This window comes from Vibrio sp. S9_S30 (assembly GCF_014694455.1).
GTDB lineage: Bacteria > Pseudomonadota > Gammaproteobacteria > Enterobacterales > Vibrionaceae > Vibrio.
On sequence record NZ_JAAUWT010000001.1, the window covers coordinates 14,707 to 30,373 of the forward strand.

The following is a 15,667-nucleotide window of genomic DNA, read 5'->3' on the forward strand; positions in this document are numbered from 1 at the left end:
ATTGGTATTTCTCCCATCCATTTTTGTAAGAGTTTAGTCACACCAACCTATGAAGCACATTCGTAATTTTTCGATAATCGCCCATATCGACCACGGTAAGTCGACCCTTTCAGACCGTTTAATCCAAGTCTGTGGTGGACTCAGTGATCGTGAGATGGAAGCCCAAGTTCTTGATTCCATGGATTTAGAGCGAGAGCGTGGCATCACCATTAAATCTCAGAGTGTGACGCTAAACTATACCGCAAAGGATGGGGAAACCTATCAACTCAACTTCATCGATACTCCGGGGCACGTAGATTTTGCCTACGAAGTTTCCCGCTCATTAGCTGCCTGTGAAGGTGCGCTATTGGTTGTCGATGCAGGTCAGGGGGTGGAAGCCCAAACTTTGGCGAATTGTTACACCGCTATTGAGATGGATTTGGAAGTGGTGCCAATATTAAATAAGATTGATCTTCCTGCCGCTGATCCAGAGCGTGTATCTGAAGAAATTGAAGAAATTGTTGGCATTGATGCTATGGAAGCAACACGTTGTAGTGCCAAAACCGGCATTGGTGTGGATGATGTTCTAGAAAACATTGTCGCGTCCATTCCAGCGCCAGAAGGTGATCCTGATGCACCACTGCAAGCCCTCATTATTGATTCTTGGTTTGATAACTACTTAGGTGTTGTTTCCTTGGTTCGTATCAAAAATGGTGAACTCAAGAAAAATGAAAAAATCAAAGTAATCAGTACAGGGCAGGTTTGGGGGGTCGATCGTTTGGGTATCTTCACGCCAAAACAAGTCGATACCGATGTTCTTAGAACGGGTGAAGTCGGCTGGGTTGTGTGTGGAATTAAAGACATTCTCGGTGCCCCTGTTGGTGATACGCTAACACTGGCAAAGCATGGCGCTGAAGTTGCACTTCCTGGTTTTAAGAAAGTGAAGCCCCAGGTTTATGCTGGTTTATTCCCAGTATCATCAGACGACTATGAAAACTTCCGTGATGCATTAGGAAAATTGAGTCTAAATGATGCGTCACTATTCTACGAACCAGAAAACTCTGCAGCGCTGGGATTTGGCTTCCGTTGTGGTTTCCTTGGTATGTTGCACATGGAAATCATTCAGGAGCGCTTGGAGCGTGAATACGATCTGGATTTGATCACGACCGCGCCAACTGTAGTGTATGAAGTTGAAAAGACAGATAAAACGATGCTTTATGTCGATAGCCCAGCGAAGCTGCCGGCGATCAATGACATAGAAGAAATTCGTGAACCCATCGCGCGCTGTAACATTTTGGTACCAGCAGACTACTTGGGTAACGTCATCACATTATGCGTTGAAAAGCGTGGTACTCAGGTTGATATGATTTACCACGGCAACCAAGTGGCTGTGACTTACGATATTCCGATGGCAGAAGTGGTTCTGGATTTCTTTGACCGCCTAAAATCGACATCTCGTGGTTACGCGTCTCTTGACTACAATTTCCAACGTTTTGAACCATCGAACATGGTGCGTGTTGACGTGCTTCTTAATGGTGACAAAGTGGATGCTTTGGCAATGATCACGCATCAGGCACATTCACAGACTCGCGGTCGCCAGCTTGTTGAAAAAATGAAAGAATTCATACCTCGCCAAATGTTTGATATCGCGATTCAAGCGGCGATTGGTAACCACATTATTGCACGTTCAACGGTGAAGCAGCTTCGTAAGAACGTCATTGCAAAATGTTACGGTGGTGATGTGAGCCGTAAGAAGAAACTTCTGAAGAAACAGAAGGAAGGTAAGAAGCGCATGAAGCAAATTGGTAACGTTGAACTTCCACAAGAAGCGTTCTTAGCCATTCTTCATGTAGGAAAAGATTAAACTTTTTCATCCTTTGACAATCAAACAAAGACTTAGGCAGAAAGGGTATCGGATACCCTTTCTTCTTTTTCACTAGAGAATACTAAGGGAAGTTAATGGCAAATACATTTTCACTCATCCTTGTGATCGTTACATTAGTAACGGGTATTGTGTGGGCGCTTGAAAAACTGGTTTTCGCAAAAAAGCGTCAAGAAAAACTGGGTGCGATTGAAGATCAGACTAACGAAGGTCTTGATTCATCTTTACAAGCGAAAGTGGCTGCCCAACCTTGGTGGGTAGAAAACAGTGTCTCTATCTTCCCAGTGATTGCCTTTGTTTTGGTTCTGCGTTCTTTTATTTACGAACCGTTTCAGATCCCATCAGGTTCCATGATGCCGACGTTGCTCGTGGGTGATTTCATTTTGGTTGAAAAATACACTTACGGATTAAAAGATCCAGTATGGCGTACTCAATTGGTTGAAATGGGTAAGCCTGAGCGCGGCGACATTGTGGTATTTAAATTCCCGCCTAATCCCGGTATTGATTACATTAAACGTGTGGTTGGTTTACCCGGTGATGTTGTTCGTTACAGTGAAAAGAAAGAGTTGTGCGTTCAACGTCAAGGGGAATCAAGCTGTGAAGCTATTGAATTATCTAACGTGATGGAAAGCGTTTTCCAAGATGAGCGCATCGGAGTTCCGATGATTCAGATGGATGAAAAATTGGGTGAAGAGACTCACCAAATTTTGGTTCACCCACTAACCAATGACAATGTGAAGGCTTACCAGCCTCGTCCGGGCGTTCGTGAGTGGGTGGTACCCCAAGGTCAGTACTTTGTTATGGGAGATAACCGTGATAACAGTGCCGACAGCCGCTTTTGGGGGTTTGTTCCTGAAGGCAATTTAGTAGGCAAAGCGGTCGGAATTTGGATCAGCTTTGAATTTGAACGAGGTCAAGACAGCGTGTTGCCGTCTTGGATTCCAACTGGTGTAAGGTTTAACCGCATCGGTGGCATACATTAATAGAGAGAGTATGAATACTCCTATCAGTAAATTAGAGAAGCAGCTCGGCTATCAGTTTAATGATGCTGAGCTGATCCATTTGGCGCTGACACATCGTAGCGCCAATGGTAACCATAATGAACGTCTTGAGTTTCTGGGCGATTCAATTTTAAGTTTTGTCATTGCTGATGATTTGTATCACCGCTTTCCAAGAGTGAATGAAGGTGATATGAGCCGCATGCGTGCAACATTAGTTCGTGGCAATACCCTTGCTGAACTAGGTCGTGAATTCGACTTGGGAGAGTACTTAAAATTAGGTCCAGGTGAGCTGAAAAGTGGCGGATTTCGTCGAGACTCCATTCTGGCGGATGCCGTGGAGGCTATCATTGGTGCTGTGTATCTCGACAGTGATATTGAGATGGTGCGTAAGGTCATACTGAGCTGGTACCACTCAAGATTGGAAGCCATTCAGCCAGGCGTATCCCAAAAAGATCCTAAAACGCGGTTACAAGAATTCCTACAGGGCAGAAGAAAACCTCTTCCTTCATATTCTGTGACTAAAATTAAAGGTGAAGCACACAACCAAGAGTTCACGGTGGCGTGTGAAATTACAGGGCTGGATGAACCTGTTATCGGTAAAGGTACAAGTCGTCGCAAAGCGGAGCAAGCAGCGGCTGAATTAGCATTAGGACGACTCACCAATGTCTGATGAAAAAGAATTTGATTTGGACGTGTATTTCGAATCTGACAAGCAACAATCTTCGACTGAAAACCAGCATTGTGGTTTCATCGCGATTGTTGGTCGTCCTAATGTCGGCAAGTCAACGTTGCTCAACCAACTGTTGGGGCAGAAGATTTCAATCACCTCTCGTAAACCACAAACGACGCGTCATCGCATTATGGGCGTGGATACCGATGGTGATTATCAAGCCATTTTTGTTGATACTCCGGGGCTTCATATTGAAGAAAAGCGAGCGATCAACCGCTTGATGAACCGTGCTGCGAACAGCTCATTGAGTGATGTGAACCTAGTATTTTTCTTGGTTGATGGTACGCACTGGACTAACGATGATGAGATGGTGTTCACCAAACTCAATAAGTCAAACCTCCCGGTTGTGCTGTGTGTTAACAAAGTTGATAACGTAAAAGATCGCAATGAAGTTATGCTTCATATGCAGTCTTTATCGGAAAAAATGGACTTTGTGGACGTTGTGCCTATTTCTGCTAAACACAATAAAAACATTGATGTGCTGCGTGAACACGTGCGAGAGTATTTACCGAAAGCGACGCACCATTTCCCTGAAGAGTATGTGACCGATCGTTCTCAGCGTTTTATGGCGTCCGAAATTGTCCGTGAGAAACTCATGCGCTTCACTGGTGAAGAGTTGCCTTACTCGGTTACAGTTGAGATCGAGCGATTTGATTACAACCCTGAAACCGATGGCTTTCACATTAACGCGTTGATCTTAGTTGAGCGTACTGGTCAGAAAAAAATGGTGATCGGGAAAGGCGGCGAGAAAATCAAAACCATTGGTCGTGAAGCTCGTCTGGATATGGAAGAGCTATTTGAACGTAAGGTTTACCTAGAAACGTGGGTGAAAGTGAAATCGGGTTGGGCAGATGATGAGCGTGCACTGAGAAGCTTAGGTTATATTGATGACCTTTAGAGATAAATTGGTGTAAGTTAGAAGGGAGTGTCGTGCTCCCTTTTTTGTGTCTGTTGAATTAAGCTTTGTGCTTGTAAGTCATGCGATCAGCATTGTTGTCTTTGGTTACTTAAGAGAGTCGTGTATGTCCGATGGGTTACAGCGATGCTTTGTGTTGCATCGTCGACCTTACAGTGAAACCAGCCTGATTTTGGATGTGTTCAGTGAAGAATACGGTCGTATGTCGATCATGGCGAAAGGTGCCCGAAGCAAACGATCTAATTTGAAAGGTGCACTGCAACCCTTTACGCCACTTTTAATGAAGTGGTCAGGCAAAGGAAGCATGCGGACATTGCGTCAAGCTGAACCTATCAGTCTTGGGCTTCCTCTTTCTGGTATTTACCTTTATTCGGCGCTGTATGTGAATGAGTTGATTGGCCGACTTTTGGAAAATGAAACCCCTTACCCTGCGTTATTCCATGACTATCTACTGGTTTTAACTGAACTGGCACAAGCCGATAATCCAGAGCCTCCATTGCGTCGTTTTGAACTCGCTTTGCTCTCTTCTATGGGATATGGCGTAGATTTTATGCATTGCTCGGGAACGGGGGAGCTGGTTGAGCCCGAAATGACTTACCGCTATCGAGAACAAAAGGGTTTTATTGCGAGTGTAAGGCGAGACAATCTGACATTCATGGGAAATGAGTTGATTGCTATTAGTGAGCGACGCTTTACAACTAAAGAGCAACTTAAAGCCGCAAAACGCTTTACACGTATAGCACTAAAGCCTTATCTTGGCGGCAAACCACTAAAAAGCAGGGAACTGTTTCTCCCAAGAACAGCCTTTCCCGGAGCACGGAGTATTGAAGAATGAGCTCAATTCTACTCGGGGTAAACATTGACCATATTGCCACTTTGCGAAACGCACGTGGAACTAAATATCCAGATCCTGTACATGCTGCGGAAATTGCAGAGCGTGCTGGAGCAGACGGCATTACGATTCATCTTCGTGAAGATCGTCGCCACATTACGGATCGAGATGTAAGAATTCTGCGCGAGACACTTCAAACCAGAATGAACTTGGAGATGGCGGTGACGGATGAAATGGTTGAAATTGCCTTGCAAACCAAACCTGAATACGTTTGTTTAGTACCAGAAAAGCGCGAAGAGCTGACAACCGAAGGTGGCTTGGATGTGGTCGGTCAGCTGGAAAAAATCAAAGCCGCGACACAAAAATTGACCAAAGCGGGCATTAAAGTGTCTTTGTTCATTGATGCGGATCGCGAGCAAATTGATGCGTCAAAAGCGTGTGGAGCCCCTTACGTTGAGCTTCACACAGGTCATTACGCTGACGCTATTACAGAGTGCGAACAAATTAATGAGTTGAAAAAGATCGCGGCTGGCGCGAGTTATGCCGACAGCATCGGCATTAAAGTTAATGCAGGGCATGGTTTGACTTACCATAATGTAGGGCCTATTGCGGCGTTACCAGAACTGTATGAACTAAATATCGGTCACTCTATTATGGGGCGTGCGGTTTTCGATGGTTTGCATAAAGCGGTCGCTGATATGAAAGCCGTCATGCTTGAAGCTCGTCGTTAATTTTTATCTACACTCTTAGCCGCTGCGGCATACTGTGGTGGCTATCCCCCTTCTCGAATTAGCCTATAAGCGGAGATCTTATGCCCATAGTAGGATTAGGAACGGATATTGCCGAAATTGATCGTTTCGATAGATCCCTGTCCAAACTTGGTGAGGCATTCGCAAAACGAATCTTAACAGAGTGTGAGCTGGTAAAGTTTCATGCAACGAATCAACCGGCTCGTTTTCTTGCCAAACGATTTGCTGCTAAAGAAGCAGCATCAAAAGCCCTCGGTACAGGAATTGCGAAAGGGGTTACCTTTCATGATTTTACTGTGTCTAATGATGCCAATGGAAAACCAGTACTCTCCCTTCATAACCAAGCATTAGCATACGCAACAAGTGCTGGTGTGATGCACATCCACCTTTCTATATCTGATGAACGTCATTATGCGGTAGCAACCGTAATCTTTGAGCGATAACCCAATCACTGTTCTACACTCATATTAGGGGGCAATGTAATCCGTTGACCTCACAATTATCAGGCTATGAGATGGGTGTATGAAGTTAACAAGGATCAGTTTACTATTTACATTGTTTTCATTTTCAGTTTTTTCAGAAGACTGGGGTTTTTCAGGGTTTGGCAACGTTGGCTACAGTTACGATACCAGTGACAGCTTTGGCTACATGCGTGAACTTACACAAAAAGCCGATCCCGAGAGTGATGGTTCGTTTCGACCTGACTCCAAGATCGGTGCTCAGATTAACTACAATATCAATTTAGACTGGGATGCGACTGTCCAATATGTGATTGCGGAAAGGGCGGGCAACGAGGCGCTTGATGGTTTAGAGCTCGCATTTTTAGCGTATCGCCCAACAGTCGATATAGACATTCGTGTTGGTCGAGTGGGGTACAACGTATTTTGGTTCGCAGATACACGCCGTGTCGATTACGGTCATCTCTGGGGGCACTTACCACAAGAGATATACAGCTGGATCCCCTTGCAAAATATCAATGGAATCGATTTAACTTATCGATTTTATGTAAATGATGTCAGCTTTTCTTCTGCTTTTCAGTACGGTCTAACACAAGCAACAACCGACTTATACGAGGGCTTTGAACCCAATCGATTCCATAGTAATAGTGCGCTTTCATTGAGCTTGGTCGCAAACTGGGACTTATGGCGAGCTCGTGCTTCTTATGCTCAGCTTCGGGTTGATTCGGATCTTCCTTCACCGATAGACAATCTAAAACGTAACTTAGACCAAATTGGCAGTTTAGGTTTGGGACCAATTAGTGATGAAGCCAACTCTTATAGTCAAAAAATGAATGCTTTAGGCGTGATCGTTCGATATGGTCAAGTTGGAGTGGAATACAATGATGGTACTTGGCATCTACTGAGTGAGCTTGTAAGAGTAAAAGCCGACAAAGCAATGCTGCCTCAAGGTCAAGGAGGGTATATCAGCCTTGGTCGTCGGTTTAATGAGGTTACACCCTTTATGAGTCATTCTTGGTTCACCCCCGCAGTTGACAAGCTAGAAGCTCAATACGATTGGAGCATTTTACCTTATCCAAACATAGCGCAATTACAGCAAGGGGCGATAGCGTCAATCAATGCTGCTTTAATCGATCAATCTACTTGGTCTTTTGGTGCTCGTTGGGATGTGACAGAGCAAGTGAGTCTTAAGGCACAGGTTGATTTTGTACATATTGAAGATACAGGGCACGGGCTTTGGGCGACACAATTGTCACAGCCCAAACCGGATACTGAGGTGCAAGTATATTCACTTTCAGCCAGTTTTATCTTCTAGGTGGTAACATGAGATTAATAACATTAATTTTGTTGCTGGTTGTAAGCCCTTATTCAGTTGCGGATATGTACATTGTGGTTGGTACCCAAAGTGACCTCGAAAGCATCACTGAAGAGCAGGTTGCGGGGTTGTATCTTGGTCGAAATCGAGGGATGAAGGACCGTAGGCTCACAATTCTGGAACGCAGTGGTGACGTGAGAGAAGTGTTTTATAAAGAGATCAGTAATTTGTCGTTGAGCCAAGTGAACGCGCATTGGGCGAAACTGAAATTTTCTGGTCGAGTTCGTGCCCCTTTGGTGATGAAAACCGAAGAAGAGTTGCTTGAGCATTTACTGAAGGATAAGTCTGCACTCGGGTATGTTCGAAATAAACCCACACATTCAAAATTAAAAGTGATTTTAACGATTAGTCATGATGAATAGACAAGCACTTGCTAACCGGCTTTTGGTAACTGTGATCCTATTTTCGCTGATGTATTTAGTGTTAGCGGCCAGTTTTCTATCCCTATTTTATTTCGAAAGGGCAAGGTTAAACGTGAGGGACATGGAAGAGAAGTTGGTGCTCACCGTATCCAATTCTGCATCGATAGCGCTCTATGTGGATAACCCTGAGATTGCTGATGAAGTGATGAGTTCTTTATTGCTTCATGACGAATTTAATGGTGTCAAACTACTGGGGATAGATAACGTAGAGTTTAGCCTATCTAAGCTATCAGATAGCAGTGAACAATGGAAAAACGTCACTCGTTTCCCTTTAGTCTCACCAGTAAAAGATGAAGTCATAGGGCATTTACTCCTTGATGTTAACCAAGAATATTTGGACTCCGTAACCCAAGAGAAAGTGCTTATTCAGCTGGTTATGCTAGTGAGTCAGTTACTGATGTTGCTGGTCGTGACCGCATTTGCTGTTCGTAAGGTTGTAGGAACACCATTAAAGGCATTGGCGGAGAATCTATCTAAGGTAGAGCCTGGGCGAGACGATATGCTGCCATACAACAATGAAAATAGAGATAATGAAATCGGGTTGGTCACTGCAAGCGTCAATCGATTTGTGGAAGCTTCACACCAAGCCATCGAGACTGAGCGAAATTTACGTGCCACGATTGAGCGAATGGAGCGCCATTACCGCCATATATTTGAAACCACGCAAGTTGGCATCCTTGTGTTGGATAAGAATGGTCATTTGATCCATAGTAATCCCACCCTGTTTGGTCGTTTAATTAAAGAAAGCTTTGAACTCACCTCGCTATTAGAAACTCAGCCGTTCTTTGAGCATGTCTTCCAAAACCCAGAATTCGCATGGCAGATGTCGGAACAAACGATTTCTAGCGGTGATGTTGCCTCTGGTGATCTTCGCATTAATAAAAAATACGGCAATGAGCAATGGGTGCATTTACTGCTGTCTGCCCATAAGGAGGAAGAAAGTGGTGAGTGGATAATCGAAGGCATCATGTACGACATTACGGTTCGAGTGCAAAAAGAACGAGATACCATGCTGCTCGCCTTAGAAGATAACCTTACAGGGTTAAAAAATCGTCGTGGCTGTGAACGTTTTGTTGCTCGGCTTATCAGCCAAAAAGAGGCGGTTTACATCGCAACGATGATGGTGGACTTGGATGGGTTTAAAAATGTGAATGACACACATGGTCACGCCGCGGGCGATGAAGTGCTTTGTACCATTGCTCGACGACTAAAGCGAGTCGCGAGGGGGCGACAGGATGTGATAGGGCGATTAGGGGGAGACGAGTTACTGGTCATTTTAGCGCTAGAGCAGATGAATCCGGGGGTGCTTGCTGGCATTGCCGAACAGATTGTTGATATTTGCTCTCAACCTATAGAATTGCCGTCGCGCGCTTTTGTGAATATTGGTGGCAGTGTCGGCGTCTCTTATATGTGTCTTTCTGATATTGAATTCGAGGTATTGCTTAAGCAGGCCGATGAGGCAATGTACCACGTGAAACAAAACGGTAAGAATGGTTACGCATTTTATAGCCCAGAGCTACGTCGTGCGTAGCTCCTTGTTTGGCTATGCCGTAATACTTGGTCAAGCGAACAAAATCGGGTCATGCAGGAACAAAGTTTAATGGATGTAATGCTGCGCGCTGGCGAGAACCTTTTCCATTTCATCTTGAAGTTCAAATAGTTCAGGTTCAACCGTTTCAATGTCTGAGCCGGATCTTAATGCTTTTTCAATTTCCGCGCATACTTTCTTGAGCCTTGGTACACCGCTGTAAGAACAGCTGCCATGGAGTTTATGAATATGGTGGATCAGTTGTTCATGGTTCTGTTTATCACCATTGATGACGCTTTCAACAAACAGATCCACTTCTTTGATGTAATCCACCAACATGTGCAGCATCTCGCGAGCGAGGTCTTCTTTGTTTGCTGCCTGTTTCAATGCAAGATTCCAGTCAATGATGGCTGTATTGTTGCTTTCATTTGTAGAATCATCGGGCTGAATTTGCTCGCTGATTTCCAATTTATCGACTTGGTTTTCGTCAGTGTGGGGGCTCCAATGTACGAGCACTTGCTGCAGAATATGTTCTTCGATGGGCTTAGTGAGATAATCGTCCATTCCCGCTTTTAGAAGACGATCTCGCTCACCAGCCATAGCATGTGCAGTGACGGCAATGACGGGCGTATGGGAGTTAAATTTGGTTTTCTTCACTTCTTGACACGCCATGACCCCATCCATTTTTGGCATTTGAATGTCCATCAACACAATATCAAACGCTTGTTGCTGTGCCGCGGCGACAGCTTGTTCACCATTACTGCATGTCACAACGTGGTCAACTCGTTCTCTTAGTAAGGCGGCAATGAGCTTAAGGTTGGCTGGGTTATCGTCCACTGCCATGATTTTAAGAGGAAGTTTTTGCTGGTGATCAACGGAATCAATAACAGGCAGAGTCAGTTCTGGGGAGGCATGATATTGCGTTAGCGCTTGCAGTAACTTGCGCCTAGAAAGGGGTTTCGTGATGCACTGTACATGATGCTCGGTCACCAGCTGTTCAGATAAAGCCAACTCGGTGCTGGGCAATCCCAAAATAACGTTATTTGCAATTTCACGAGCCCTTGCTATCCATTGTTCTACAGAAGCGATATCGCACTTTTGGTTTGGTGGCAGGTTTAAGAGCACGAATTCGTGATTTTCTATATGCTCTGGCATGCTTGAACGATAGGTCACCAGCAGCCCTTCGTTGATCAATTGCTGTTGGATCACAGAGGCTGCTTGCATATTGGGTTCAATCAAGAGCAGGTTTTTATTTTTGAGTGCTTGTGTGTCTACATCATTGTCTAAAGGCATATCACTGGCGGCTAAGCGCAAGGTAAACCAGAATGTGGAACCTTGGTGCAGCCGACTTGTTAGGCTGACTTCTCCCCCCATTTGCCCTACTAACTTTTGAGTAATAACAAGGCCTAACCCCGTCCCGCCATATCGGCGAGAAATACTGGCATCAGCCTGACTGAACGCTTGGAATAGTTGCGCTTGTTGACGCTCAGAAATACCAATTCCCGTATCACGAACCATAAATTGCAGCTCAATGAAGTCTTCTTTGAATGTGCGCAGTTCAACGCTGATATCAATGTTGCCGCGCTCTGTAAACTTGATGGAGTTACCCACAAGGTTGGTCAGTACCTGCTGAATTCGCAGGGGATCGCCTACCACACCCGCCGGAATTTTAGGATCAATCTTAAGCGTGAGTTCGAGCCCTTTTTCATGTGCGCTGGTGGCTTGCAAGCTCGCGACCTCTTCAAGGCACTCCTGAAAATCGAACGGAATGTTTTCTAGTGCCAGTTTCCCAGCCTCCAATTTCGAGAAATCGAGAATGTCATTGATGATGCTCAGTAGGTTGTTCGCACTGCGTTCAATCGTTTGAAGATAATCTTGTTGGCTAGATGACAAGCGAGTTTTCAGCATTTGCCTTGTAAACCCAATCACCCCATTTAAAGGGGTTCTCAGTTCGTGAGACATGTTGGCTAAGAATTCGGACTTCACCCGCGCCGCTTCTTGCGCACGTTTTTTCGCAATATCCAATTCAACGTTTTGGATTTCGAGTTGTTCGAGTGTTTCTCGTAGATCCGACGTTGCTTGATCAATGCTGTGCTGCATTTCAACATGGTACTCAGACAACGACATCGCCATCGCATTGATGCCGTTTTTTAGTGCATCCAACTCACCATGCATTTTTCCTTCGATTCGCACATCTAAATGACCACGTCGAATTCTATCCACCATATTCTTCATATGGGTGATCGGTAAGGTGACGTCTCGCATTAGGCGGTAAGCAAACAAAGCAGACAAACCCAATCCCAGCAATAACACCAATAAAGCCGCAAAAATCTCTTGGTATTGTTGCAATCGAACGGCAGATAAATCGAGCTCAATCGCGATATAGCCTAGTGCTTGATTTAGGTCCGTTTGACGACCATTGGCATCGGTGTATTTTCCCTCTGCCAGAATGGGGGTGCGTATAACTAAGTCAGTGTCGACTAAATCAATGGTGCTGAGTAATGGTATGGGCTGATCTTTTGGAAACGTTAACGATTCAAAATCTGGGTGGAAGTTGGATGTAACAAACAAATTATGGTCAGATGTGAACACCGCAATACTTCGAACGATATTGGAATTTTTTCGATGAGCGTAGCTTATTAATCGACGAACGGCTTCGCGGCTGCGTTGATCCATACCGATTTCGCTGGCGATGGCGATAGGTTCAATAATGCTTTTACCTGTTGAAATCAGCTGAGACTCAAGGTCGTTATAGCGATTGGAGGTAAAGAAAGCACTCAGCAATAGACCGACAATAAGAGTAGGGGCTAAGGTGAGGGTAATTACGCGTGCTCTTAAGCCGTATCGTGTCATATTCTCATTACTGTCTGGATATGGGGAAATGGAAATAACTTGCTCAAGCTTTTTACATCAGGCAAGAGTAGCTAGGCTATATACCCATTATAAACGAAGAAGCGATTAGCTTAATCAAGTCTGCCGAATTCGACAATCTCTGTGGAGGGAAATAGTGACTCTGAATGAGAAAACACTGAAGCAAAATAGGCAATGAAAGTATGGCATGCTTTTATCCGCCCCAAAATCACCTGTGGAAACCGAGCATCATGTCGCGTGTGGTGGATGTGATTTTCCGTGCTTGGAACACGTCGTTCAGGTTGAATATCAAGCCTGACATAACAACCGTTGTCGTCCAATTTTCTCGATTAGGAGCGAAAGTGGTCGTGTATGTTTCTTGTAATCCTGCTACGCTTGCACGTAACAGTCAGAGCTTACATACCTGAACAAGGCTACAAACTAAAAAATCGGGATGCTTGATATGTTTCCTCATATCAGCCATTTAGAAAGCATGGCGCTATTTGAAAAAGATTAACTTCACACATACTAGGTTAATAAACCCAAACATCTGCTAAAGCATGGCAACATCCTGCTGCGTGGATATTTTGTTGGAGAATCGGTAGGTGGTTTACCTGTATGTCTGTTGCTAGATAGGAAAGAAACATGGTCGCTGTACGCGGTGCACATTTAAATACTGAAGAATTTGAATTAGACAGCTGGGTAGCCAGTTTAAAACAAGATGAAAAAACCAGCCTTAAGTTGCTGGCGGTTTATCGTCACTGTGAAGAACTTCTCCGTGATAGACCACAAGCTCAACTGTTATTGTGGCGTGGTCGAGAGATGATTGAAATTCTCATTACTTTATCTATGGATGCGCCGACGCTCATTTCTGCTCAACTATTCCCAGTGGTCACCTCCGGCTTTTATGACCGCGAAGAGTTAATTGAAAAGTATGGCAAAGAGACGCTAAAACTGATCGATGGCGTGGAAGAAATGGCGGCAATCGGTCAATTAAATGTCACACTTGATGGCTCGGAAGCGTCTGGACAAGTCGATAATGTGCGACGAATGCTGCTAGCAATGGTCGACGATTTCAGATGCGTGGTTATTAAGTTGTCTGAGAGGATTTGTAATTTACGTGAAGTGAAAGACGAATCTGATGAAGTGCGTCAAGCCGCAGCGAAAGAATGTGCCAACATATATGCGCCTTTAGCCAACCGCTTGGGGATTGGTCAGCTAAAGTGGGAAATTGAAGATTACGCGTTTCGCTATCAGCACTCAAAAACCTACAAGCAGATCGCCAAACAGTTATCAGAAAGACGTATTGTTCGAGAGCAATACATCGAAGACTTCGTGACGGATCTGTCTCAGGAAATGAAGACCTGCAACATTAATGCAGAGGTCAGTGGTCGCCCTAAACACATCTACAGTATTTGGCGAAAAATGCAGAAAAAGAGCTTGGCTTTTGATGAGCTTTTTGATGTCCGAGCAGTACGTATTATTGCCGACAAACTGCAAGACTGTTATGCCGCTTTAGGGGTGGTTCACACCAAATATAAGCACTTACCTAGTGAATTTGATGACTACGTTGCCAACCCCAAACCCAACGGTTACCAATCCATTCATACGGTGATCTTAGGGCCGGAAGGCAAAACCATCGAAATACAAATTCGAACCAAGCAAATGCATGAAGATTCGGAACTGGGGGTTGCGGCGCACTGGAAATATAAGGAAGGCGCATCGAGTGTTCGTACGGGTTATGATGAGAAAATCACATGGCTGCGTAAACTGCTGGATTGGCAAGAAGAGATGTCCGATTCCGGTGAGATGCTGGATGAGCTGCGAAGCCAAGTCTTTGATGATCGTGTCTACGCCTTTACTCCACGCGGTGACGTGGTCGATTTGCCCATGGGGGCAACACCGCTTGATTTTGCTTATCACATCCACTCTGAAGTTGGACATCGCTGTATTGGAGCCAAGGTCGCGGGTCGAATTGTGCCGTTTACGCACAAACTGACCATGGGTGACCAAGTTGAAATCATCACATCGAAAGAACCGAACCCTTCTCGCGACTGGTTGAACCCATCGCTAGGCTTTGTTCATTCTGGTCGTGCACGCGCCAAAATTAACGCATGGTTCCGTAAGCAAAGCCGAGAGAAAAACCTTGAGGCAGGGCGTGAAATTTTAGAAAACGAGTTAGCGAAAATTGGTGCTTCTTTAAAAGATGCCGACCGATATGCGCTGAAACGATTCAATGTAAACACGCCCGATGAGCTCTATGCGGGCATAGGCAGTGGTGATTTGAGAATCAATCAAATTATCAATCACATCAATGCATTGGTGAATAAACCCACCGCAGAAGAGGAAGACCAACAAGCGCTAGAGCGTCTTCTTGAAAAAGAAAACAAAGCGCCTGCACAAAGTCGTCCGAAAAAGGACGCAGTGGTTGTCGAAGGGGTGGATAACCTCATGACGCACTTGGCACGTTGTTGTCAGCCAATACCCGGTGATGAAATTTCGGGCTACATTACGCAAGGGCGTGGGATTTCTGTCCATCGAAGTGACTGTGAGCAACTTGAAGAGCTCCGGCATCACGCACCAGAGCGGATCATCGATACCGTCTGGGGAAGCGGCTTTGTTGGCTCTTACATCATTACCGTTCGGGTCGAAGGGTTAGAGCGAGGTGGGTTATTAAAAGACATCACCACCTTATTTGCGAATGAGAAAATCAAAGTAACGAGCATGAAAAGCCGTACGGATTATAAAAAGCAAATGTCGATAATGGATTTCGATTTAGAAGTCACCAACGTGGACATATTCATGCGTATAACGAAGCGTGTTGAGCAAATTAAAGATGTGATGACGGTGAAACGTTTAGGTTAAAACTCTCGTCAATGATTTAGAGAGTGTGCAGTTAAAGTTAATGAAAAGGTGAGTGGTTATGCTGCTCACCTCTTTTGTTT

General features: G+C 44.8%; 12 protein-coding genes and 1 pseudogene. 12 read left to right on the forward strand and 1 reads right to left on the reverse strand.

Annotation, left to right across the window (positions count from 1 at the left end; genetic code table 11):
* Positions 1-49: 49 nt before the first annotated feature.
* The 10 genes from lepA (at position 50) to HC752_RS00140 (ending at position 9,875) form a co-directional block, all read left to right on the forward strand.
* Positions 50-1,843 carry a translation elongation factor 4 gene (lepA, locus tag HC752_RS00095; RefSeq protein ID WP_190333059.1) on the forward strand — a complete coding sequence of 598 codons (1,794 nt, stop codon included), beginning with the start codon at positions 50-52 and terminating at the stop codon, positions 1,841-1,843.
* A gap of 95 nt (positions 1,844-1,938) precedes the next feature.
* Positions 1,939-2,844 (forward strand): signal peptidase I, encoded by a 906-nt coding sequence (gene lepB / locus HC752_RS00100; RefSeq protein ID WP_190333060.1) that lies wholly within the window; start codon positions 1,939-1,941, stop codon positions 2,842-2,844.
* A gap of 10 nt (positions 2,845-2,854) precedes the next feature.
* Complete coding sequence (gene rnc, locus HC752_RS00105; RefSeq protein ID WP_190333061.1) at positions 2,855-3,532, forward strand: ribonuclease III; 678 nt, start codon at positions 2,855-2,857, stop codon at positions 3,530-3,532.
* Positions 3,525-4,490: a GTPase Era gene (gene era, locus HC752_RS00110; RefSeq protein ID WP_190333062.1), complete on the forward strand. Its 966-nt coding sequence runs from the start codon at positions 3,525-3,527 to the stop codon at positions 4,488-4,490. The genes rnc and era overlap by 8 nt, the downstream gene beginning before the upstream one ends.
* A gap of 124 nt (positions 4,491-4,614) precedes the next feature.
* On the forward strand, positions 4,615-5,343 hold the full coding sequence (recO, locus tag HC752_RS00115; protein WP_190333063.1) for a DNA repair protein RecO: 729 nt from the start codon (positions 4,615-4,617) through the stop codon (positions 5,341-5,343).
* Entirely contained in the window at positions 5,340-6,071 is a 732-nt protein-coding gene (pdxJ, locus tag HC752_RS00120; RefSeq protein WP_190333064.1) for a pyridoxine 5'-phosphate synthase, read from the forward strand. Before recO ends, pdxJ begins: the two co-directional genes overlap by 4 nt.
* 80 nt (positions 6,072-6,151) lie before the next feature.
* Positions 6,152-6,532, forward strand: coding sequence for a holo-ACP synthase (acpS, locus tag HC752_RS00125; RefSeq protein WP_190333065.1), 381 nt, complete (start codon positions 6,152-6,154; stop codon positions 6,530-6,532).
* Between the two features lie 79 nt (positions 6,533-6,611).
* Positions 6,612-7,862, forward strand: a complete 1,251-nt coding sequence (locus tag HC752_RS00130) for a hypothetical protein (RefSeq protein WP_190333066.1) — start codon at positions 6,612-6,614, stop codon at positions 7,860-7,862.
* An 8-nt stretch (positions 7,863-7,870) separates the two neighbouring features.
* Positions 7,871-8,284 (forward strand): hypothetical protein, encoded by a 414-nt coding sequence (locus tag HC752_RS00135; RefSeq protein WP_190333067.1) that lies wholly within the window; start codon positions 7,871-7,873, stop codon positions 8,282-8,284.
* Positions 8,274-9,875: a sensor domain-containing diguanylate cyclase gene (locus tag HC752_RS00140; protein ID WP_190333068.1), complete on the forward strand. Its 1,602-nt coding sequence runs from the start codon at positions 8,274-8,276 to the stop codon at positions 9,873-9,875. The genes HC752_RS00135 and HC752_RS00140 overlap by 11 nt, the downstream gene beginning before the upstream one ends.
* Positions 9,876-9,941: 66 nt before the next feature.
* Here the strand turns inward: HC752_RS00140 and barA are convergent, their stop codons facing one another.
* Positions 9,942-12,725 (reverse strand): two-component sensor histidine kinase BarA, encoded by a 2,784-nt coding sequence (gene barA, locus HC752_RS00145; RefSeq protein WP_190333069.1) that lies wholly within the window; start codon positions 12,723-12,725, stop codon positions 9,942-9,944.
* 326 nt (positions 12,726-13,051) lie between these two features.
* Between barA and rumA the strand changes: the two are divergent.
* Together rumA and relA are read left to right on the forward strand one after the other, a co-directional pair.
* A pseudogene (gene rumA, locus HC752_RS00150) lies at positions 13,052-13,239 on the forward strand (23S rRNA (uracil(1939)-C(5))-methyltransferase RlmD); the annotation flags it as partial.
* Positions 13,240-13,367: 128 nt separating this feature from the next.
* Positions 13,368-15,587: a GTP diphosphokinase gene (relA, locus tag HC752_RS00155; protein WP_190333070.1), complete on the forward strand. Its 2,220-nt coding sequence runs from the start codon at positions 13,368-13,370 to the stop codon at positions 15,585-15,587.
* Positions 15,588-15,667: the final 80 nt, after the last annotated feature.